Annotated in this window: 25 protein-coding genes; 4 read left to right on the top strand and 21 right to left on the bottom strand. The window is 38.2% G+C overall.

Going from position 1 to position 20,489, the window contains the following annotated elements; translation table 11 throughout:
- Positions 1-6 precede the first annotated feature (6 nt).
- Positions 7-1,113, top strand: a complete 1,107-nt coding sequence (locus B4U37_RS05045; RefSeq protein WP_157663718.1) for a GerAB/ArcD/ProY family transporter — start codon at positions 7-9, stop codon at positions 1,111-1,113.
- Between the two features lie 94 nt (positions 1,114-1,207).
- On the opposite strand, the gene B4U37_RS21860 is transcribed toward B4U37_RS05045, so the two are convergent.
- The 4 genes from B4U37_RS21860 to B4U37_RS05030 are packed head-to-tail and all read right to left on the bottom strand — an operon-like array spanning position 1,208 to position 3,181.
- The gene (locus tag B4U37_RS21860; RefSeq protein ID WP_148966998.1) at positions 1,208-1,336 is read right to left on the bottom strand and encodes an FbpB family small basic protein; all 129 of its coding nucleotides are present in this window, start codon (positions 1,334-1,336) and stop codon (positions 1,208-1,210) included.
- Between the two features lie 31 nt (positions 1,337-1,367).
- The gene (locus B4U37_RS05040; protein WP_088017363.1) at positions 1,368-1,820 is read right to left on the bottom strand and encodes a flavodoxin; all 453 of its coding nucleotides are present in this window, start codon (positions 1,818-1,820) and stop codon (positions 1,368-1,370) included.
- 13 nt (positions 1,821-1,833) lie between these two features.
- Entirely contained in the window at positions 1,834-2,718 is an 885-nt protein-coding gene (locus B4U37_RS22180; RefSeq protein WP_198317085.1) for a WD40/YVTN/BNR-like repeat-containing protein, read from the bottom strand.
- Positions 2,711-3,181 (bottom strand): flavodoxin, encoded by a 471-nt coding sequence (locus B4U37_RS05030; protein ID WP_088017362.1) that lies wholly within the window; start codon positions 3,179-3,181, stop codon positions 2,711-2,713. Before B4U37_RS05030 ends, B4U37_RS22180 begins: the two co-directional genes overlap by 8 nt.
- 217 nt (positions 3,182-3,398) lie before the next feature.
- Between B4U37_RS05030 and B4U37_RS05025 the strand changes: the two genes are divergently transcribed.
- The gene (locus B4U37_RS05025) at positions 3,399-3,575 is read left to right on the top strand and encodes a group-specific protein (protein WP_088020158.1); all 177 of its coding nucleotides are present in this window, start codon (positions 3,399-3,401) and stop codon (positions 3,573-3,575) included.
- Between the two features lie 64 nt (positions 3,576-3,639).
- On the opposite strand, the gene ptsG is transcribed toward B4U37_RS05025, so the two are convergent.
- From ptsG to B4U37_RS05000, 5 genes are all read right to left on the bottom strand, one after another.
- A complete protein-coding gene (gene ptsG / locus B4U37_RS05020) occupies positions 3,640-5,682 on the bottom strand; it encodes a glucose-specific PTS transporter subunit IIBC (RefSeq protein WP_088017361.1) in 2,043 nt (680 codons plus the stop codon).
- Positions 5,683-5,865: 183 nt separating this feature from the next.
- Positions 5,866-6,696: a glucose PTS transporter transcription antiterminator GlcT gene (gene glcT / locus B4U37_RS05015; RefSeq protein ID WP_088017360.1), complete on the bottom strand. Its 831-nt coding sequence runs from the start codon at positions 6,694-6,696 to the stop codon at positions 5,866-5,868.
- Positions 6,697-6,804: 108 nt separating this feature from the next.
- Positions 6,805-7,656, bottom strand: coding sequence for an ATP-binding cassette domain-containing protein (locus tag B4U37_RS05010; protein ID WP_088017359.1), 852 nt, complete (start codon positions 7,654-7,656; stop codon positions 6,805-6,807).
- A 4-nt stretch (positions 7,657-7,660) separates the two neighbouring features.
- Complete coding sequence (locus tag B4U37_RS05005; RefSeq protein ID WP_088017358.1) at positions 7,661-8,056, bottom strand: GntR family transcriptional regulator; 396 nt, start codon at positions 8,054-8,056, stop codon at positions 7,661-7,663.
- A gap of 15 nt (positions 8,057-8,071) precedes the next feature.
- Positions 8,072-8,806 (bottom strand): ABC-2 transporter permease, encoded by a 735-nt coding sequence (locus tag B4U37_RS05000; protein WP_157663716.1) that lies wholly within the window; start codon positions 8,804-8,806, stop codon positions 8,072-8,074.
- Between the two features lie 248 nt (positions 8,807-9,054).
- On the opposite strand from B4U37_RS05000, the gene B4U37_RS04995 reads away from it, so the two are divergent.
- Both B4U37_RS04995 and B4U37_RS04990 read left to right on the top strand, forming a co-directional pair.
- Positions 9,055-9,609: an RNA polymerase sigma factor gene (locus B4U37_RS04995; protein ID WP_088017356.1), complete on the top strand. Its 555-nt coding sequence runs from the start codon at positions 9,055-9,057 to the stop codon at positions 9,607-9,609.
- The gene (locus B4U37_RS04990) at positions 9,606-10,358 is read left to right on the top strand and encodes an anti-sigma factor (protein ID WP_088017355.1); all 753 of its coding nucleotides are present in this window, start codon (positions 9,606-9,608) and stop codon (positions 10,356-10,358) included. The genes B4U37_RS04995 and B4U37_RS04990 overlap by 4 nt, the downstream gene beginning before the upstream one ends.
- Positions 10,359-10,997: 639 nt before the next feature.
- On the opposite strand, the gene B4U37_RS04985 is transcribed toward B4U37_RS04990, so the two are convergent.
- The 12 genes from B4U37_RS04985 to B4U37_RS04935 all read right to left on the bottom strand — a co-directional run bounded on the left by B4U37_RS04985 (position 10,998) and on the right by B4U37_RS04935 (position 20,399).
- Positions 10,998-11,594, bottom strand: coding sequence for a hypothetical protein (locus B4U37_RS04985; protein WP_088017354.1), 597 nt, complete (start codon positions 11,592-11,594; stop codon positions 10,998-11,000).
- A gap of 17 nt (positions 11,595-11,611) precedes the next feature.
- The gene (locus tag B4U37_RS04980; protein ID WP_245840061.1) at positions 11,612-12,127 is read right to left on the bottom strand and encodes a hypothetical protein; all 516 of its coding nucleotides are present in this window, start codon (positions 12,125-12,127) and stop codon (positions 11,612-11,614) included.
- An 86-nt stretch (positions 12,128-12,213) separates the two neighbouring features.
- Positions 12,214-12,411 (bottom strand): hypothetical protein, encoded by a 198-nt coding sequence (locus tag B4U37_RS22345; protein ID WP_245840060.1) that lies wholly within the window; start codon positions 12,409-12,411, stop codon positions 12,214-12,216.
- A 67-nt stretch (positions 12,412-12,478) separates the two neighbouring features.
- Positions 12,479-12,904 (bottom strand): hypothetical protein, encoded by a 426-nt coding sequence (locus B4U37_RS04975; protein ID WP_198317084.1) that lies wholly within the window; start codon positions 12,902-12,904, stop codon positions 12,479-12,481.
- 138 nt (positions 12,905-13,042) lie between these two features.
- Positions 13,043-14,008 (bottom strand): DUF2268 domain-containing putative Zn-dependent protease, encoded by a 966-nt coding sequence (locus B4U37_RS04970; RefSeq protein WP_088017352.1) that lies wholly within the window; start codon positions 14,006-14,008, stop codon positions 13,043-13,045.
- Between the two features lie 33 nt (positions 14,009-14,041).
- The gene (locus B4U37_RS04965) at positions 14,042-14,539 is read right to left on the bottom strand and encodes a GNAT family N-acetyltransferase (RefSeq protein ID WP_010198845.1); all 498 of its coding nucleotides are present in this window, start codon (positions 14,537-14,539) and stop codon (positions 14,042-14,044) included.
- Positions 14,540-14,576: 37 nt separating this feature from the next.
- Complete coding sequence (locus B4U37_RS04960) at positions 14,577-14,759, bottom strand: DUF4083 domain-containing protein (RefSeq protein WP_010198842.1); 183 nt, start codon at positions 14,757-14,759, stop codon at positions 14,577-14,579.
- 291 nt (positions 14,760-15,050) lie between these two features.
- Positions 15,051-16,343, bottom strand: coding sequence for a DUF2268 domain-containing putative Zn-dependent protease (locus tag B4U37_RS04955; RefSeq protein WP_088017351.1), 1,293 nt, complete (start codon positions 16,341-16,343; stop codon positions 15,051-15,053).
- A 143-nt stretch (positions 16,344-16,486) separates the two neighbouring features.
- Positions 16,487-17,062 carry a DUF4256 domain-containing protein gene (locus B4U37_RS04950; protein ID WP_088017350.1) on the bottom strand — a complete coding sequence of 192 codons (576 nt, stop codon included), beginning with the start codon at positions 17,060-17,062 and terminating at the stop codon, positions 16,487-16,489.
- A gap of 249 nt (positions 17,063-17,311) precedes the next feature.
- On the bottom strand, positions 17,312-18,094 hold the full coding sequence (locus B4U37_RS04945) for a (2Fe-2S)-binding protein (protein WP_088017349.1): 783 nt from the start codon (positions 18,092-18,094) through the stop codon (positions 17,312-17,314).
- 74 nt (positions 18,095-18,168) lie between these two features.
- Positions 18,169-19,125: an ABC transporter substrate-binding protein gene (locus tag B4U37_RS04940; protein ID WP_088017348.1), complete on the bottom strand. Its 957-nt coding sequence runs from the start codon at positions 19,123-19,125 to the stop codon at positions 18,169-18,171.
- Positions 19,126-19,238: 113 nt separating this feature from the next.
- Positions 19,239-20,399 carry a helix-turn-helix domain-containing protein gene (locus B4U37_RS04935; protein WP_088017347.1) on the bottom strand — a complete coding sequence of 387 codons (1,161 nt, stop codon included), beginning with the start codon at positions 20,397-20,399 and terminating at the stop codon, positions 19,239-19,241.
- Positions 20,400-20,489: the final 90 nt, after the last annotated feature.

The following is a 20,489-nucleotide window of genomic DNA, read 5'->3' as shown; positions in this document are numbered from 1 at the left end:
TATCGTATGAACGTTACCAAGATTTCCATCTATCAGCTAATTACATTGTTAACCCTATTCCTTCTTGGTTCTTCTATTGTGCTTGGACTCAATTTAGAAGCGGAGGAGAACGCCTGGCTCATCAACTCAGGAGCTGCTATAACAGGGGTTCTTCTTTTCTTCTTTTATGCCTACCTATTAAAAAGAAATGGATGGCCGGAGTTTCATAAACTCTTGGAGCAGGCATTCGGGAAGTTTTTAGGAAAAGCCATTTTAATGCTTTACAGCCTCTATTTTCTTTATATTGGTACAAGGGTACTGAAGGACTTCGTGTACTTTATCACTCAAACTTTTTATTACAATATCGATCATTGGATTATTGCTTTTGTCTCCGTCTGCCTAATCTGCTATGCTGCGACTTTAGGACTGGAGGCAGTGGCAAGGACTTCCGAGCTTTTGTTTATTTTTACCTTTCTTCTAATCGCACTGATTGTCTTTTTTTCCTTTTTGTCAGGGGTAATGTTTGGAGAAAATATAAGACCCATCATTGACTTGGAAATCCTTGATTTGAGCAAGTGGATCCAATACATAACTTTCCCTTATGGCGAGATGGTTGTATTTCTTGTTCTATTTCCATTTCTAAACGACCATCAAAAACTAATGAAGCAAGGATGGATGGCTGTCCTTTTCAGCGGATTCATTCTAATTTCCATCACAGAAATCATCATTGCCATCCTTGGAGCAAAGGTAGCTTCACTTTATACATATCCGTTGGTCAAAGCAATTGAAATGATAGAGTTTCTGGGAATCATCCAACACCTTGAGTTATTGACTGCTTTCGCCTTTATCATCGTAGGATTCGTAAAAGTATCTATATTTTTTATCGCAGGATCAAAAGGAGTATCATACATATTTCCCATCCTTCAAGAGAAATTCATTATCATTATTCTGGGGGCTTTGATGTTTATCGGCAACTACGTCATATCCAGAGATCTCCCAGAACATCTCTTTATAGGGCTCGAATTGGTACCTCTTTACCTTCATGTACCATTTCAATTTATCCTTCCTTTACTGATCCTAATTATTACTTGGATTAAAGGAATAAAAAATAAGAGTAATGGGGTGGGGTATTAGAATAATTTTTGATTTTCTATTCCCCATCTTTCACAGCCCATAAGCTCCGGATTACATTGGAATCCAACATCCTTACAAATGTTAGCTACACCATTTATTCATTATTAGCTTTTATCATTCTTGCCTGATCTATCTTATCCAGTATTTTTTCCATTTTCACTTTATCTTTTAGAATATCTTGTTTGTTTTGCTCTATTAGTTGTTGCATCAGTTTCTTTCTCATTATCCGTGTCCTTTCTATAGATAAGTACTTGTTACGCGGACTTCTTTAGTTTCCCAACCACTTCTAAGACAAATTTAATAATCTCTTCTTCATCCTCCGGTTCGGGATTGAACTCTATTTTCAGCGGATCAACCAATACACTTCCCCCACGGCTTTCAAGCAATTCTTTAAGATGGTCAAGAGCACCACAGAATTCAGGATACGATGTATCACCAGAGCCAAAAATTGCAAAGGAATGACCCTCAAGATTCATTTCTTCCAATTCTTCCACGAGGTCCAAGCATTCATCTGGGTAATCACCATCCCCCCATGTATACATTCCTAAAATGGTAACATCATAGTGTAACAGCTCCATTGCATTATCGACATTATGAACGTCCTCTAATACAACCTCGTGCTGATGACTCTTTAGTTTTTCTGTGATACTGTCCGCAATTGCCTCCGTGTTACCGGACATGCTTGCATAAAAAATTCCTATTCTCATATTGTCACTCCTATCAATGTAGTAGGCTTGGAACTTCATATCTGTTGTTGATCCATTTACTTTCCACTGGGGATGAAATAAACAGTTGGTCTTCAAAGCCAGCTCCTCTAAATCCATGCCCTTCCACAGTCTCGATTGGAATCAATGTCATACTCTCTCTATGTATCTCATAAATTCTCGAATACCCGAATTCATCTCGGCTGGTAGTCGCATGCAATCTATTATTAGCCATGAATATATCCAAAAACGCTTTCTCTGAAAGAGGCTGTTTAAAACAAATCCACGAATTATCTGCTTTTCTCATTTCCACAGAACCTTCTCCAGTCTTTACGTTTGCTTTTGTAATGAGCATAGAGTCCCTGTCTGAAATATAAATCGATGAAACCATGGAATTATCTTCTCTTTTTACAAGTTTCAATTCCCTTGTTAAGAGAGAGTACTTCCATACGCCCCCTTGCTTCTTATTTACTTGTGTACCAATGTATATATAATCATCAGAAAAAAAGAGCGACCTAATCAATGGGGGTGCATTGAGAGATGCAAATGGCTTAACGACAGTCCAGCTTGAACCATAATTTCTGGAAACATATAATTTACTCCCACCATGTGTTACGATTAGTCCTTGTTCGTTTCCAGTTATATCCCATAATCGCTGAGGTACAGAAAATGTGGTATGGGTCCACTTTTTCTGATATGGATCATATCGTAGGATGGTCCCATAATCTCCAATGCCAAAAATAAATCTACCCAATTTTACAAGCTTATAGATGTTTTGGGTAAGGCCATACTGCAACAACCATTTCCCATCCTCGAATGAATAGATGCCAGATTTTTTTACTGCAACAAGGAATGGAATATCAGGTGTAGATAAAACAGCAGTGGATCCTCTGTTAAACATAATGAATGTTTCCTTCCATTTTCTTAATCCACGAATAGAATGTATGTGCAAATTGTCTACATTCCATTTCTTGTTCCTCTGTTTCAGGAGATGACTCCACCTTTAATGTTTTATTATATACGTTGGCTCCACAGCTTTTAAGTTTCTGAGAAAATGTATCCACTGCCGCACAAAATTTAGGATATGCGTGGTCTCCTGAACCAAAGCATGCTGCAGGAATACTGTTTAACTTTAATCCATTCAACTCTTCATAAAAGTCCTCCGCCTCATATGGAAGATCGCCATCTCCCCAAGTGTAGGAACCAATAAAAATACCGTTATAGGTTGTGATTTCCTCTACATCTACTGTATCTAGACACTCCAAGACAACCTCGCAGCCTTTTGCAAGCAACTCATCCTGCAAAATATTTGCAATGTCTTCTGTGTTTCCCGACATACTTACATATCCAATAAATATCCGCATTCTAGATCACCTCTAGTTGATAATTGTTTTCAATTAACACACTTTAATCATAGTTGATAATGATTATCAGTGTCAATTGTTTTATATAATTTTTGAGAAAGAATCTCATTTTAGTACATATACTCTTTTTGTGAATGTCATTTAAAAGAGGAGGGTTTACTTGAAAAACGTGAACGATTATCGACTCAGGAAGATACAGGGACTTGCACAAGAAATTATGGATGAAGTCAACAAACATAAGCTTGAGGAAAAAGATCTGGAATTGCTGCACCTAGTTATAGATAACTTATCAAGAGCTGTGGTTGATGTAACAGATCCCACTGGTAACTATTCAATAGATTATTTAGAAAAAAAAGTAGTAAAAGCTCACTCCCTTTTGATGAAACAGGGATAATCTTTTTCCACAAAAAAGAACCGTTGCAGCATAATATGCAACGGTTCTACTTGTTTTTGCCACTTTAAGAAATTGTTATGCGACCCTTTTCCCCAACTCTTACACTCCCATCCTTGATCTCAACTGCTTCTCCAGCAGCCAAGTTTGTAAAGATGATTGGTGTGATAATGGATGTCGCTTCTTCTGACACAATGCGCAGGTCTACGTTCAGTAACGCTTGTCCTTGCTCCACTGTGTCTCCTTGTTCTACTAAACTTTCAAAACCTTTTCCTTTTAAGTTAACTGTATCGATTCCCACATGGACAAGAACTTCGCGGCCGTCAGCCGTTTCAATACCGATTGCATGTTTTGTCGGGAACAGGTTCACGATCTTACCTGCAACAGGTGAAACCACTTTTCCATCCGTTGGTTCAATGGCAAAACCGTCACCCATCATTTTTTGTGAGAAAATCTTATCTGGAACTTCAGAAATAGGTAGTAGTTTACCAGTCATCGGCATAACTACGTCAAACTCTGATGAAGATGAAGTAGTAACTGCACCAGCATCCGCCGACATAGTTTCAGATGTTGCCGCCACTTCTTGCTTCACTGGCGTTTTTCCACTCAAGATATCTTGAATCTGTCCTTTGATCGTTTCAGAACGTGGTCCGAAAATTGCTTGGATGTTGCGGTCAATTTGCATAACGCCTGCTGCACCTAATTTTTTCAAGCGCTCTTTATCTACCTGTTCAACGTCTTTAACACTTACTCGAAGACGAGTGATACAAGCGTCAAGGTTTGTAAGGTTTTCTCTTCCGCCAAGTGCTTCTAGTACTCCGAATGGCAGTTCATCAACGGAACCAGTACCAGCTTCCGCTTCCTCTGTTTTTTCCTCACGACCTGGAGTCATCAAGTTAAACTTCTTGATTGCAAAGCGGAACCCGAAGTAGTAAATAACCGAGAATACTAGACCAACAGGGATTACCAACCACCATGCTGTTGCATTTGGAAGGATACCAAATAGAATGTAGTCAATGACACCACCGGAGAATGTCATTCCGATTTTTACATCTAAAATATGCATGACCATGAAGGAAAGTCCTGCAAACACTGCGTGAATTCCGAATAATACCGGTGCTACGAATAAGAAACTGAACTCAAGTGGTTCTGTGATACCTGTTAAGAAAGATGTTAATGCAGCAGAACCCATGATACCTGCTACAAACTTCTTGTTTTCTGGACGTGCGCAGTGATAGATTGCTAGCGCTGCAGCTGGAAGACCGAACATCATGAATGGGAATTTACCAGTCATGAACGTTCCTGCCGTAAGTTCGGCACCGTCTTTCACCTGCTCCATGAAAATACGTTGGTCACCGCGAACCAATTCTCCCGCCGCGTTTGTGTAAGAACCAAATTCAAACCAGAATGGAGAATAGAAAATATGATGCAAGCCAAATGGAATCAGTCCACGTTCAATGACACCGAAAATAAATGCTGCCAATGTACGGTTTGATTCTGTCATAAAATAAGAGAATGTATTTAATCCCTCTTGCGCGAATGGCCAAATGAAGTTCATGACAATTCCAAGAACAAGTGCGGAAGCTGCTGTTACAATCGGAACGAAACGCTTCCCGGCAAAGAATCCTAAATAAGATGGCATTTCAATATTGTAAAATTTATTGTACATATAAGCACCGAGAACCCCGGCTATGATACCGCCGAACACACCGGTTTGAAGGGTCGGAATTCCTAAAACATTCGCAAGCGCAGGGTCACTTCCGACCTGATCAGCGGTAACTCCACTGATAACACTCATGGTAACGTTCATAATTAAGTAACCGATCATTGCTGCAAGACCGGCAACCCCGTCTCCTCCAGCAAGCCCTATAGCTACACCGACGGCAAATAGCAATGGCAGGTTTGCAAATACGATGTTTCCTGCCTGTTCCATGATTTGTGCCAGAAGCACGATTGAATCTGCCTCTAAAAAGCCGAGGCGACTTGTTAAGTTCGGGTTTTGCATGGCATTACCGAATGCAAGCAGTATCCCTGCTGCCGGAAGCAATGCGACAGGAAGCATAAGGGCTTTACCGATACGTTGCAGTAAACCGAATGATTTCTTAAACATATGTGTTCCTCCTAAGTATTTTTATATGCAATTGTAGAACCTGTGCAATACAAAAAGGCATGAGTGAAAAGAAAAGGTACACGAAGGAAAGGTAGATAGACTTCTACCATGTTTCTTCGTTTACGCTTTCTTCCGCTCATGCCTGCATGACCAGTAACACGTGAAAAAAGTGTTTTGGATATTTTATTGTTTTGCAAGCCTTTGCAAATGTAGGGTCAGGTAAACTGCCTCAGCATCTGGAACTGGCTTGTGTAAGTTCTGCTGCATAATTTTAATTAATTTCCATGCTAGATTGTAGCACACAGGGTATTCGGCTTGCAACACTTTTGCGAGCGCTTCCTGATTTTCAGGACGGTTCTCGTCTTTTTGCACCCTTTCAATCGACGCGTGAAAATGACGAATGAGTCTCAAGTAGTTTACATCTGCCCGGTCTACAGAGATTTTCAGGGATTCCTCTATGACATCCACCATTCTGCTGATCAACTGTGTATGTTTGTTAACCTCAGACAATTCACGGTTGGTTAACGCGCTATGGATGTGTAATGTAATGAACCCTACTTCTCCCACTGGAACCGAGACCCCAAGCTTCTCATTTAACCACTGGACAATTTCAAGTGCCACCGTATATTCTTTTGGGTAGGCGAGTTCCGTTTCAGTCAGGAAGGGATTTTTTATATCCAGCCCCTGTTGAATTCTTTTTACGGCAAAATAAAGATGGTCCGTCAAGCCGACATGGATATGTTCATTCAACCGAACCTCAAAACGTTTTTCTATTCTCTCTATACATTCATTCATCAACCCGATGAATGACTCATCGACATAACTAAGTAACTGTTTATATTGTTGCTGCTCTTTCTGGTCACGCAGCACAAAGAACTTTTCCGCACTCTCGACGGAAATATCCTCACCCGTACGTTTCCCAAAGCCAATTCCTTTTCCTGTCAGGATCACTTCATTGTACTCGGGATGGGCAGCAATCAATACATTGTTATTCAAGACTTTCTTTACACGCATGGCCATTCCTCCGGTGTATCTAAAACTGCAATATATACTAAAGTACGCTACGAAGGAGGCAGAGTCAAGCGAGCAAATTTTCCAAATAAGTCATTGAAGAAAAAATACTTAAGTTAGCTTGAACGTTATCACTTCGTCAAGATCCAAGGATTGTTGATCTATCCATTGAATTCCTTCATCAAAAAGGTGTTGATCTGTTTTGGTCGCATTTTCCGAAACCAATACCTTATCACCGTTTCTTGCAATTTCCCCTTCGATGAGAAATGTTGGGAGGGGCTCTTTGAACCAGTACTTTTTATAGTTTTCGATTAGTTCTTCTTTTTCATATATACCAAGATAGTCCCCTTTTTTCATAAACGCGATATAGTCCGCCAGTTTCTTGATGTCATCCACTTGATGGCTAGCCACGATGACAGTTTTCTCTCCTCTTTCCATCCATTTCATCAGTTCATTCATCAACTTACCTTTTGAGAGGATATCCATATTTGATGTCGGTTCATCCAAGAGTAAGATTTCCGTATCCTTCGCTAAAGCCATTGCCACACTCAACTTCTGTTGTACTCCTTGAGAAAGTTTCCCGTATTTTTTTCCTAACGGTATATCAAACTCCTGAACAAGATGTTGAAAAAAGCTTTCATCCCATGTAGGATACCATCTAGAAACAAGTTCCTTGATTTTTTGGCACGTAAAAGGGTCTACTCCAGTTAATGCTTGAGGCATATAAGAAACGTTCTTTTTCCACTGCTCTTCCGTGTCAATATCAGCAACCCCCGTTACAGAAATCCTCCCACTATCCTTTTTTACGAGCCTCATAATCATTTTTAACAAAGTGCTTTTCCCAGCACCATTGTCCCCCACTAAAGCCGTAATGGTTCCAGGCTCTAATTTGAGTGTTATTGGCCCTATTTCAAAATCTCCAATAAGCTTTTCAACTTTCTCAACTACTAAAGCATGTTGCATTTTCTCACTCTCCTTTTTCCCTAAATGAACGTATCACTTTTTGAAAAATATCCTCTATTTCCGTTAAGGAATAATCATGCCTTCTTGCAGTTTCTACTGCTTTTTCAATTGCTTGGTAGACAGAGGCGATTTTTACGGACTCCTTCATTGTCTCTTCTACTTCCGCTACAAAAGTCCCTTTGCCTTGAGTCGTTATAATGAAGCCTTGATGCTCCAAGTTCTGATAAGCTCTCCTTGTGGTAATCACACTTATCTCTAAATCTTTAGATAAAAGTCTAATGGATGGCAAAGGAGATCCCTTCTGCAAATGTCCCCCTGCAATCAATGCTTTGATTTGCTCTTCAATTTGATGATAGATTGGCTCTCTCGATTCCTTTGAAAGGCGAATTGGTAGTTCCATCTCCACACCTCCCCTTTATTTCAAATAATCCATCTTATCTATCTGTCTTATCATGTAAACCTTCCACAGATTAATCGATAGAAGGAATGATATTATTGCAAATAACAATACAATTAGTGGCCATTTCACAGACAAGGCTAAGGTCCAAGCAACAATTCCCGTTTCTAATAAGAAGTGCGCTAATGTAAAGAACACGACTGCACCAACAGTTAAGCCTATTCCATAAAGCCACATTTGCTTGTTCGTCACTCTATCTCCGGAGTCACTGACTGCAAAGGATAACCCAAGTGAAGATCCTATAGAAATCCACAGTGCTGAAAAAGCTAGATATTCAGGGATGGCAGCAGCCTCTCTTAATTCTGGAGTAAAGATATAAATAATTGCCAACGTGGATATGTAGTATGGCAGGGTATAACTAAAGAAAATAATATATCTGCTATTCACTAATTCATTTTTTGTAATTGGCAACTGGTTCAAAGCGATAAAGAATGGGGAAGCCCATATTTCATCTCCAACTTTTTGATATTGAAATTCTTTAGGCTTTATCCAAGCCACAGCCATACCAAACACAACAATAAATGCTAAATCAAAAAAAGTTGCACCTACCCCTTCTGCCAAATACATCGGAAGTGCTGTAACAAAAAACATGGTTAAGAATACAAGCAAAAACAGCATCCAGAAAATACCCTTTAACTGTGCCTTCATCTCAAACTTCGCCAACCACCAAGCATTACTACGCTCGTTCATCATAAATCCCCCTCTTATTAAGTATTATACTGTTTATATCTATATATACACTATATAACAGGTAATACTCAATAATCAAGAGCATTTGTAAAAAATATGGATCCTCCTTCTTATTTAGGAACCTTAGAATGCTAAAATACTGATCTAAATCCCATTTTCCACCGTTAGGAATGTAGGAAAGCCTTATTTCTTCTTTTAAACAGATAAACAAAGATATAATAAAGATAATCACATAAAAAAGGAGAAAACCTATGCAGAATAAGGACTCTCTTCTGTATGAGCGGATTAGGAAAAAAGATAAAACCGCTCTGGAAGAACTGTACGACAGGTACGAAAAGATCTTGTATTCTTTTTTATTGAAAATAACAAATGACCACGACATTGCCGAAGAAGCGATGCAGGATGTCTTTATTAAAATTTGGCAGGGAACAGGAATCTATGACGCGTCAAAAGGGAAGTTTCGATCATGGCTGTTTACCATCGCCCGTAATAAAGCCTTGGATATTATTCGTAAGCAGCAACGAACACAAAGTGCCCCGATAGAAGATGTTGAACCATTTCTGCAATCTAACGACTCCACCGAAAAAGAGACAGAGTGGAAAGAAGAGCAAAATGTCATCAGAGAGGCGGTCTCCACCTTATCTGATGACCAAAAGAAGATGGTTCATTACATGTATTTTAAAGGCTATACCCAGCAGAAAATAGCGGATTTGACAGGCATACCGCTTGGGACTGTAAAGGGAAGGATACGGCTGGCGCTGAAAAAACTGAAACCGTTGCTTGCAGATAGGAGGGGGAGTATATGAGTCAGAAATGTGAGTTAGTGTTGGACTATTTCAATGGTCACCTAACACAAACAGAGAGAGAAGAATTCGAACAGCACTTAGCCACCTGTCCCGAATGTCAGGAAGAATTAATGGAACTTCAAGATCTGTTAGGAGATGTTGCCCTTGTGTCAGAGCAGGCCTCACCCCCACCAGAAATGAAGAAGCGAATTTTGAATAATGTATTTGCTGAAGATGTTAATTCAGAGAATGTTTTAGTTACACCTATAGCATCTAAAAAGGAAGTCGTTGATGAACCCTTTAATAAAACTACAGCTTCTAGGAAACCTTGGCTAACCACATTACTTGCCGCATCGCTATTGCTTTCATTGATTGGAAACGGCTACTTAATGTTGCAAAACGAGGAAGGAGCTGAGTCAGCTGCTGAGGAACTGAAACAACCTGATAACGTAGTAACATTGCAGCCATCAGATGCTGCCGGCAGCGGGTTTGCAGCACTTTTCCAACAAGAGCAGGCACTATCTGTCATGATCCAAACGCAGGACTTACCTGAGCTTAGTGGAAACGAAGTGTATCAGGTTTGGCTGTTGAAGGATGGTTCACCAATACCGGCTGGCGACTTTACTATTGATAATCAAGGTAAAGGATATGTGTTCCATAACATCGAACAGACTGCTTTGGAAGATTGGGATACCATTGCGATAACGTTGGAACCTCAGAGTGGGAATGAATTGCCTGAAGGGGAGATTCATTTATCTGCGGGGTTGTGATTGGTGAAGACTTCTGTCACCAGGTAATCTTAGCACTAACGTCTTCATGACCTTGATGAAGACCTCTACAGCCTAAAAATTTTGGAACTCCGGTCTTCATAAGCCCTATGAAGACTTCTGTTACTCAAAAACATTGGTGCTCAGGTCTTCATTACCATTATGAAGACGCCTGTCACCCTAAAATTTTGGAACTCCGGTCTTCATCACCATTATGAAGACGCCTGTCACCCTAAAATTTTGGAACTCCGGTCTTCATCACCATTATGAAGACGCCTGTCACCCTAAAATTTTGGAACTCCGGTCTTCATTACCATTATGAAGACGCGTGTCACCCTAAAATTTTGGAACTCCGGTCTTCATTACCATTATGAAGACTCCTGTCACCCAAAAGTTTTGAAACTCAAGTCTTCATTGGTCAAAATCAAAAAAAAAAAAGCTCGGATACCGCCCCGAGCTTTTCCTTTGTTTATTCATCGCTTTCCTCACCTTGTCTTGTGGTCTGGAAAGTTAACGTATCCCAAAAGCTTGTATCAACAGTATTAATTGATCCATCAGCAATTGCTCTCACATTGGAATCAATCGATTTACCTTCACGAATTTATTAAACTCTCTGTATCACTTTGCTTTTCAAATGCCTCTCTATCCAAACGCTTCAAGATTTCCAACCCAAAAATCTTCATTTATCCCATTTACGCTTAATACTACCCTTTCCTCCGTCGTCTCCATAGAAGTATCTGTAATCACGAATCCCCGCACATGTTTTCCTAAGGTATTTAGACAACGTTCATTGAATGCGACTAGAAACTCTATTTTTTCAAGAAACTCATTGTCCAGTTTGACCTTCACTTGATCTGTTCCTTGAATTTCGGCTATCTTACGGTTAAAGACTGCTTCCGTTACAAAGGCCGCATCTACGATGGAGTATCCTTTATTTTCGTATCGATCCAAATTCATCGCCAAACGATTATAGTCTTCATAATAGTTTATTAGAATATAAGTGTCTTCTCGAATTAGATCTACTTGAGTTTGTGTCAAAGTCCTTGTTTGGATAATTTGCTGAAGGACTTCTTGTTTTCTTTGAAAGCTTCCTATCAGGCTGGAAGTATCATTCATTAATGACTCGGAATGATACTGTGCATAACCTCGGGATTCTTTAAACAAGGTAAAAGTAAAAAGGGAAAATACTAAGACAATTGCTATTAATCCAATTACCAGCCACTTTATCTGTTTGGCCATTTTAATACCCCCATTTTTTAACTTTCGCTAATAAATTCCCCAACTTGCTTACTCATCTCTTCTGCATTTGTCCAATGTAAATAATGATGACCTTCGAGTGGAACAATTTTATTTTTCTCTACATTCTCTAATTGTTCTTTATAAAAGGTGATGGTAGATTTCCCGGCAGGGTTTGTCTTTTCTTCCTTCGGTGTAAAAATCATTACAGGTATATCGGCCGGAAAAGACATGTTAATCGTTTTAGCGATATTATTACTAATCTCATTTGCTTCCATGATGATATTTTTATTGTAGCCATTCCAGACAGTTAAAGTTTTTGTTAACTCAAGATTTTCCGTGGAGTATGTCCCTTTTGCTGACAGTGGTAAAAAATCCTCCTCATTTCCCGCTACCACTATCCTTGCAATACCACTCGGACCTACAGCCCTAAGGAAGCCTGGCATGGTAGGAACAGGTACATCAAAATAATCAACCGCAGCAGGAAGTGTTGGATCAATCCCGACAATGGACTCCACTTCTTCTAAGCGGCTCAAAATCCAGCACTCGCGCTGACGTCCCTAATCCAGTAAGTAGAAGGATAGTTTTAGGTCCCTCCCCTTCTACATGAACATGCATATTGTTACCATCCACTTCTACCAGTTGTCCAGTAGCTTGATACTTGTTCTTTTCGAAAAAAACCATTATTTGATGAAACGCAATCCACAGAACTACCAAACTTACCAATGATACTGATATATATTTTATTGCTTTGCGGAAACTGAATCTCTTCTTGGTGTTCATCTTTCCCTCTACTTTCTTTTATGAAAATTACATTCATTACCTATACGAAATGAACACTTAATTAGTTCCACAATTTTTTCCAATTTCACAATTCCTTTCATCATCTAATTTATACTTAACTCTTCCTTATTTTCTCCAACTATCTTCACATAGTAGGTACTTTCCAAATTTGAAACCATAGTGGTAACAGGTGAACTTAACGTTACTTTTTCCGTTTGATGCTTACCTGTAAATACAGTAATTACGAAAGTCACCTCTTTGTCAGGAAGGAAATTGACCTGATTAAAATCCAGCGTAAACGTGTCCCCCTTTTTTATCTTTGAATTGTCAGCATACTGCCCTCCACCACTTCCGCCTCTACGTGTCCCATCTTGGGAATAACTGACCTCATATCCGTACACATCGATATCAGTATTATTAATTAAGGTCATATGAAAAGTTCCTTCCGCTGGAATATCAGCCACTACGTATCGATTACATCCTGATAAAAATAACAGTAGGATAAATGATATCAATAAAGTTTGTTTCAATTCCTCATCCCTCTCTCCAAAACTTTTACATTAATTAACAGTATAATATCAGATTATTTATTGATATTCAATAAATGTATTATGAATTAAAATAAAAAAAGAACTTATCTCTTGGTGAGACAAGTTCTATTAATTTAATTATTCTATACTCTCAAATTCTAATTCTTCTATAATCTCTACCGCTTTTAAAACAGTCCATTCTTCTACTGGTAAACCAGGATTTTTCTCTAAATACTCCTGCATAATTTGATAGCCCATTCTATAGTTGGACCAACTAGGAAGCTCCTTTGAAATGCTGCCATTGTTAAGCACACTGTAATCTTCCTCACTAACGGAGTATTTATTCTCATCCATGAAGCTCCAGACTCTGTCTTTTTCATCATTACTTAATGGCTCAATCCAATGAACTTCGTAATCGGGATAAAGAATTTTGGTGAAAGTTTCTGCTTTTCCTTCCATAATAACTTTTTCTAAAAGGTGAGCCGTCCGTGTGTTATAATCAGAGATTTCCATATACACTAAGTGATGGTATTCATGGGCAACAATTTCTCTAATGCTTTTGTCTGATATTTTGTCTGGATCTAGCATAAGAACCATTGCGTTTTGTTGCGCAAATCCTGTAACTCCTAAGAACTCTTCAGAATTCACGTCAGAATTAAACGGAGCCAGATATATTTTATAATTTCCACCTGAAAGAAGGATAGTTGAATCAGTCAAAGCTTCTTTAATTACTTCTACTATTTTTTTATGACGTTCATCTAATTTTACAATATAATCTTTTAATTTGTTTCTATTATAAGGTGGCTTCAAGTATATGTTATTCTGATAACCATAATCATACCCCAGCACTTCATTACTCAAAGGGTTTCCTACGACGTTATGAAAATTGTCAATCCTAGCTTCAGCTGAGCTATAGTCCTCCTTCAAATACTCAACATAATATCCATACCACGGATAAATTTCAAATTCTTGTCCATTGATTAAAAAAGTATCAATCACATCATTTTTCAGAATTAATTCTTCTTCCTTCATATCTGTCACTTCTTCTGTACCCATCTCACAACCTGAAAGAACAATCAGACATAGTAAAAGAAAAACTCTCATTAGCTCCCCCCTTAAATTTCCCCTAAAAAAGAGTTACAGCTCCAAAACCATCAATTCTTCGTCAAAATAGGTGTCTTCGATCTTCAAACCATTTCTATCTACTCCGTATGTAACAAAACCCAGTGATGTATATAACCGCTTTGCAAATTCATTTCCCGCTGTCACTGCGAGATAGATTTGTTCAATCTCCTTTAAATCTTTGGCCTTGTTTATTGCTTCATTCATAAGAGCTTTTCCAACGCCTAATTTTCTTTGATCAGGCTTCACATACATGGCTACTATAGTAGCTCTATGCTTGATTTTCTTCTTTGTCTCACATATTAAGGTCACCGTACCGACCAGATTATCTCCTTTAAAAGCTCCAAAGGTGTAGGTGTGGTCATTGTTAAATCTTCCTCTATATTTTTCAACTGAATAATCTATTTCATCTTCATAACTAGAGCTGAATGCTTCCGGTTTATTTTTCAATGCCTCCAACCTAATGGTTCTATAGTTTTCTGCATCAGTTGGGGTTAGCTTTCTTATTTCCATTGTGAGTTCTCTCCTTTGAACAACATCAATATGTAATTTAATTAGATGAATCTACTTTCTCCATATTCTCTATTATAATGTCTAACTTTTGCTCGATGTTCTTTAATCTTTGATTTTTGTAAGATGCATTAATAAGCAGCCTTCGGATAAATAGAGTGAAAGATAGACTACCAAGTATAATAAGTCCAAATACAACAAATTGAAAAATAGCATCGCCCATTCAGAATCCCCTCCTTCTGTTACCGTTTTGACTTACATTTGAGCTTTTCGGGTCTTGAGATGGCCTCTCTGTTACCGTTCTTGCTTACATAGCGATGCTTCGAGGCTTGAGAAGGCCTCTCTGTTACCGTTTTCCCTTTCATAGCAATGCTTCGGGTCTTGAGATGGCCTCTCTGTTACCGTTTTCTCTTTCATTTCAACTTTTCGGGCGTAGAGAGGCTCTCTCTCTTACCGTTTTTCCTTTCAATGGAACAATTCGTGTCTTGATTCACTGCCACAAAGTAAGTTTCCTTTAGTCTCCCACTCCAAATCCACTTAACTCCAAAATCTCATCCGCTCTCATCTCAGTCCATTGCTCTAAAGTGAGTTCTGGATTCCGCTTCAAAAAATCTTCCATAATCCGATACCCGATTCTGTAGTTAGACCATTTAGGAAAACCAGATGATGGCTGTCCCATATGTAGCATCGTCAAATCTTCCATTTCATACGAACCCTTATTTTCTTCAATGAAACTCCAAACTCTTTCCGTCGCTTCAGGATTCAGAGGTTCAATCCATGCAACATCATAGTCTTCATACACCAATTTTCCAAATGTGTCTGCCTTCCCTTCCATGATTACCCGCTCCAAAAGATGATGTTTACGATAGGCCCAGTCTGAGACTTCCATTGTGACTACATGGTGGAATTCGTGTGCGATAGTTTGTTTGATACTCTTTTCCGTGTACTTTCGCGGATCGATTTGCAGAACCATCACATCTTTATCTGCAGCAAATGCCACAACCCCACCCATTTCTAAGTAATTGAAATCCGGACTATGAGGCTGAAGATAGATTCTGACCTTTTCGCTTCCAGTCAGTAAAGCGGTAGAGTCTTCTAACCCCTCTTTAATAAATCTACTAATCTCCTCATACTGATCATCCAGTTGTATAATCATTTCTTTCATTTTATCCGTATTAACTGGCGCAACGTAGAAGGGATCATCCCTGGAGGAATATTCATGGCCATAAATTTCTTTACTGAAAGGCTTAACGACATGAGCTGAAAACAGTTCCTCCCGATCACCTTGCGTTGCTTCCAGCTCTTCCATGAAATCTAAATATGGTTGATGATAAGGAATAATTTCGAACGTTTGCTCATTGATGCTATATGTTTCCACGGTTCCATGTTCTAGTATCACTTCCTGAACTTCCCCCATCACAGGTGCTGATGCGTTCTCACTCTCTTGAAAGTCCTCTTCCTCAAACACTAGATCCGTATCAATCTCACCAAATCTTATTTTGATATTTTGGTTCTCCGTCATATAATGAAGCGCCTTGCTATCTCCACTTTCATTTTCGAAAATAAGGCTAGCAAGTTCATAGTTGTACCAAGGTTTTTCTGTTCCAAAACTTCGTGGACTTTCATTAATAGTATCAATGATTTCTTCAATCCGTTTCTTCTCATCAATGACTGTCACGCCCTCATTTGGCATTTTAATGGTTAGTTTAGTATAGTCCTCATTAATAACTTTATGGTTATGAAACCAGAGGACGAAAAGTATTGGGATAATTACTACTATTAATATTTTGCTGACTACTGTTTTCAATTAATATGTAATGCCTCCTTACCATATAATTGTTTATTCGCTCTTGTTTAAATACGATTAAAAGCTAGAAAAGTTTCCAATTTTTATATAAAAAATAAAAGACGCAGAAGAATGTATCCCTTCTACGTCTATATAAAATATATTTATATCCTTAGCATCCCACGGAATCCCCGTGCACCATAGTAAGAGTCAGCTCCATTGTGGTACACGAAAACGTGATTAAAGCGACGATCACAGAATAATGCACCGCCAAGCTTTCTAATTTCTTCAGGTGTTTGCACCCAGCTGGATGTTTTTAAATCGAACTCTCCAATCTTTTGTAACTCTCGATATTGCTCTTCTGTCAACAGTTCAATTCCCATTTCAGCGGCCATATCCATTGCACTATTTTCCGGCTTAAACTTTTTTCTTGCCTCTAGTGCCGCGCGGTCGTAACACACACTTCTGCGGCCCTTAGGACTCTCTTTAGAGCAATCGCAAAATAGAAACTCATCCTTTTCCTTATCATAACCAATTACATCTGGCTCCCCTTCGGTACGTTCCATTTCGGAGAGAGACCAAATTTTTTCTGGACTATTTTCCAACTTCGCCTGAACTTTATCCCATTCAATCTCTTCATGGCGTTGCATGTTTTTCTCAAACCGTTTCTTTAAAGCAGATATTAATTCTACAGTTTGTTCTGGTGATAGACTCTTATCACTAGCAGTATTATTTGTCATATTTTTCCTCCTAACTATGCGAGTAAAGCGTTATTTTTTATTCATTCTAGCCTCTCAATCATATAGATACACTAACTTTAACATATTTCCATTTTTAAATTTAAAATTTCGATTACAAAAAGAGTATACCTGATCTTATAGAATTAGTAATCTATTAAGTAAAAGAATAGAGCTTTAGTCGATTAGTGAACTTCTACAAGGAATCCTTGCAAATTCTACACCTTGCTTGGTTAAGGTACTTTGATTACTTTACCCGGCATTTTTGGCTCTTATTTCTTCCCTTCTCTTATCCCGTTCCTCTTCATTCATCCTTGGACAGCCAAAGCACATAGTAGTAGCTCCTTCGGTTTGATAATACAAGCAACAGGTGGGGTTTAATCGTTGCAGTTCTCCTGGTTTGGTTGGACTTTCTGTCATTCTGAAGGTGATATCAAGAGGATTTCTCTTTGCTGAAAAAAATCCTGGCTTTAACTCTTTCGTGATGAATTGAAAAAAATTTAATATGGATTCCTTTTCTTCATCTGTTTGAGCTAATTCTAAATTGTTATCATGGCCATGGTAGACACCAATAGCTACTTGCCCCCATAGATCTCTAATTTTCACGTTGGAACTTGTTACGAAGGTTTGTAAAAGGGGAGTAACGAAATTTAAATAAAAATCTTCAATTATTGGCTTTTTCGTTAGGGTAGGCATTAAAGTAAAATCAATAATTTTAAAGGACAACCCATAATAATCGTATTTTTTATCATAGAATATTTGTAGTTCGGTATTTTTTAATGAGAATTCAAACGTATCGCCAAGTGATAGTATATAATGATACCCAGACAATGCCCATCCTAAATATTTTGCAAAGTATGTAGCTACAACATCGGAATTGCATGCTTTAATCTTCGGCCCGAAATTATCAATGAATTCCTTCATTTTATTTTCATGAATTAACTTATATAAATTAACCGTAAAAAGCATATTAGGATGATCAGTCTTTCTAAGATAGAAATTTTCTTCTAAAAATGTGTCACTATATGTTCTCATTTTACACACTCCTTTTTATGAATTTCTAAAACGAAAAGCCGTTGAATCAACGACTTTCCTCCTTTTGCATACAATTAATTTCCTGTTAAGTCTTCCAGCACTTGATCAATAATTTGGTCGCGACCTATAGGTCCATCCCCTTCAACCCAAACATCTGAAGATACGGGATAAACGTTTCCATTTTTCACAGCTTTCATGTTATTCCATATTGAACTGTCTTTCATATTATCATCAAAGTATTTTTGTGAGCCCTCAGCTGTACTTCTAACTTCGAGAAAAATATGATCTGCATCAAAGTCAGGAAGCGCTTCAAGAGAAAGCTCATTCCAATCGTTTGTTACCTTTTCATGCGGAGTTAATCCTAAGTCTTCAAACAGGACGGCGCTTGCGCCACCAGATCCACTCCAGACACCGATAAAGTCTTGCTGAACACGAAGGATCATTACCGTTTCATCTTTTAGTTCTTTCTCCAACTGTGCCTTTGCTTCGTCCGCCTTTTTCTTATAGGCTTCCATCCATTGCTTATATTCCTTCTCTTTCCCAAACACTTCAGCAACATTAGGGAAAAATTCTCTCCAATCATTACCATCAATAACGACTGTTGGTGCAATTTTGCTTAATTGCTCGTATCTTTCTTGATCTGTCCAAGGATCTGCCACAATTAAATCAGGTGCTTCTGCTAAGATTGCTTCTACATTTAGAGGGTATTCGTCAAAAACCTTGACTTCATTTAATTGTCCATCCAAATAGCTAAGATCTCCATAAGCACTAATAGCATGTGGTTTTATTCCAAGAGCCAGCATTGGATCTGCAATTCGTTGTAATGTTACAAAAATACGTTCCGGATTTTCTGGTATTTCTGTTTCACCCAAGCTGTGTTCTATTACCCTTGTTTTACTGGAATTCCCTTCTGTTGAATTAGTTGCTTGAGTCTCAACAGTGTTTTTCTCCGTTTGGCTGCAACCAGCAACTAGTAACAACATTACAGCAATAAAAACATGAATAATGGTGTATCTATTTTTCGTCTTCATTTTATCCCACTCTTTCTAGGTGATAATGATTTTCATTCCCACTGATAATTTTACTTAATATTAGGTGAAATAAAAATAGATAATCCGCAACAAAAGATGGATTTTTTTATCTTTCATAATGGACTTAATATTCGTAGGATTTCTTCCACCATCATAGTCCTACCAATAATTCCGTCCCCTTCAACCCAAAGATTGTTTTCTACAAAGGCTACTTTCTCATTTCGTACAGCGTTTATTTTACTCCATTCTGTCGAGTCCTTAATAAATTCTTGAAAGTATTCAGAAGAGCCATTCAGCCAGGGAACGATTTCTACAAAAATATAATCAGGGTTTAAGATAGCTAATTCTGATAAACTAATTGTCCTCATAGTTCCTGCACTATTTATTGGTTCGGGAGGTTTTAACCCTAAATCATTATAGAGAACTCCACCAACTCCATATGGAGAAGGATTATATATTTGAAGCTCGTGTTTTAAGACCCTTAACATGATAACTTGTTTTTCATTGATGCTCTGACGCAGTTTTTGTTTAGCATATTGGACTTTTTGTTCATACTCTCTCAATAATTCTGCACCTTGATGTTCCATACCAAAAAGTTGTGCAATTCTTTGGAGATAATCCCTCCAATCTTTTCCACTGATGATTACAGTAGGTGAGATTTCTGCATATTCTCGGTACTCCTCTCCGGTTCTCCATTGGTCGGCAATTATAACATCAGTAGTACTTTCAATAGCTTCTCTTTGTGGAGGATATTCACCAAGGTCCTTGGTCAGGGGAGAAATATGAGAGTGTAGATACGTATTTTCAATGGTTGTTCCAAAGCAGCCAATTGCTGTAGGATTAATACCCAATGCAATAAGTGGGTCTGCTAGTCTTTGGAGAGTTACAACAATTCTTTTGTCACTGCTTATGGATAATATAGAGTTTTTCATTGGCTTAGTTTCTCTAACCATCTTTTTTCTATATAAACGAGGGGAAACTCCATAATATGATTTAAATTTCCTACTAAAATAAAACTCATCTTGAAATCCTATTTTTTGTGATATTCGCTTTACGTTTTGTTCTTGCTCCTTCAAAAGATCACGAGCTACCTTCATCCTGATTTCAAGTAAATACTGAATGGGACTAACTCCAAGTTGCTCTTTGAATTTTTTTGAAAAATAACTAGGAGTCATTCCAGCAGATTCAGCCAACATATCAAGGGTAATTTCATCTGAAAAATATTTTTCCATATATGTGCAAGCATCCTTTATTGGATTGAATGAATGAGTCATTATTACTCTCCCTCCATGTACGATTGGTGCTTTTTATTTGTGAAACAGACAGGACATATTTATTTATAGTAAAAAGGTTCCCTCTTATTA

The sequence above is a fragment of the Sutcliffiella horikoshii genome (assembly GCF_002157855.1).
Lineage (GTDB): Bacteria > Bacillota > Bacilli > Bacillales > Bacillaceae_I > Sutcliffiella_A > Sutcliffiella_A horikoshii_C.
This window is presented reverse-complemented; position numbering and strand designations above follow the sequence as displayed.

Bases quoted from the DNA above. Each gene is read 5' to 3' on its own strand.
- B4U37_RS04960 (WP_010198842.1), bottom strand. From the start codon at position 14,759: ATGGGCGATGCTATTTTTCAATTTGTTGTATTTGGACTTATTATACTT.
- B4U37_RS04940 (WP_088017348.1), bottom strand. From the start codon at position 19,125: ATGAAGACGAAAAATAGATACACCATTATTCATGTTTTTATTGCTGTA.
- B4U37_RS04950 (WP_088017350.1), bottom strand. From the start codon at position 17,062: ATGACAAATAATACTGCTAGTGATAAGAGTCTATCACCAGAACAAACT.
- B4U37_RS04985 (WP_088017354.1), bottom strand. From the start codon at position 11,594: ATGGCCAAACAGATAAAGTGGCTGGTAATTGGATTAATAGCAATTGTC.
- B4U37_RS05025 (WP_088020158.1), top strand. From the start codon at position 3,399: ATGGATGAAGTCAACAAACATAAGCTTGAGGAAAAAGATCTGGAATTG.
- B4U37_RS04970 (WP_088017352.1), bottom strand. From the start codon at position 14,008: ATGAGAGTTTTTCTTTTACTATGTCTGATTGTTCTTTCAGGTTGTGAG.
- B4U37_RS04935 (WP_088017347.1), bottom strand. From the start codon at position 20,399: ATGACTCATTCATTCAATCCAATAAAGGATGCTTGCACATATATGGAA.
- B4U37_RS04965 (WP_010198845.1), bottom strand. From the start codon at position 14,539: ATGGAAATAAGAAAGCTAACCCCAACTGATGCAGAAAACTATAGAACC.
- B4U37_RS05010 (WP_088017359.1), bottom strand. From the start codon at position 7,656: ATGCAACATGCTTTAGTAGTTGAGAAAGTTGAAAAGCTTATTGGAGAT.
- glcT (WP_088017360.1), bottom strand. From the start codon at position 6,696: ATGCGTGTAAAGAAAGTCTTGAATAACAATGTATTGATTGCTGCCCAT.
- B4U37_RS04990 (WP_088017355.1), top strand. From the start codon at position 9,606: ATGAGTCAGAAATGTGAGTTAGTGTTGGACTATTTCAATGGTCACCTA.
- B4U37_RS21860 (WP_148966998.1), bottom strand. From the start codon at position 1,336: ATGAGAAAGAAACTGATGCAACAACTAATAGAGCAAAACAAACAAGAT.
- B4U37_RS22345 (WP_245840060.1), bottom strand. From the start codon at position 12,411: ATGAATGTAATTTTCATAAAAGAAAGTAGAGGGAAAGATGAACACCAA.
- B4U37_RS05000 (WP_157663716.1), bottom strand. From the start codon at position 8,806: ATGATGAACGAGCGTAGTAATGCTTGGTGGTTGGCGAAGTTTGAGATG.
- B4U37_RS05045 (WP_157663718.1), top strand. From the start codon at position 7: ATGAACGTTACCAAGATTTCCATCTATCAGCTAATTACATTGTTAACC.
- B4U37_RS05005 (WP_088017358.1), bottom strand. From the start codon at position 8,056: ATGGAACTACCAATTCGCCTTTCAAAGGAATCGAGAGAGCCAATCTAT.
- B4U37_RS22180 (WP_198317085.1), bottom strand. From the start codon at position 2,718: ATGTTTAACAGAGGATCCACTGCTGTTTTATCTACACCTGATATTCCA.
- B4U37_RS04945 (WP_088017349.1), bottom strand. From the start codon at position 18,094: ATGAGAACATATAGTGACACATTTTTAGAAGAAAATTTCTATCTTAGA.
- B4U37_RS05030 (WP_088017362.1), bottom strand. From the start codon at position 3,181: ATGCGGATATTTATTGGATATGTAAGTATGTCGGGAAACACAGAAGAC.
- B4U37_RS04995 (WP_088017356.1), top strand. From the start codon at position 9,055: ATGCAGAATAAGGACTCTCTTCTGTATGAGCGGATTAGGAAAAAAGAT.
- ptsG (WP_088017361.1), bottom strand. From the start codon at position 5,682: ATGTTTAAGAAATCATTCGGTTTACTGCAACGTATCGGTAAAGCCCTT.
- B4U37_RS05040 (WP_088017363.1), bottom strand. From the start codon at position 1,820: ATGAGAATAGGAATTTTTTATGCAAGCATGTCCGGTAACACGGAGGCA.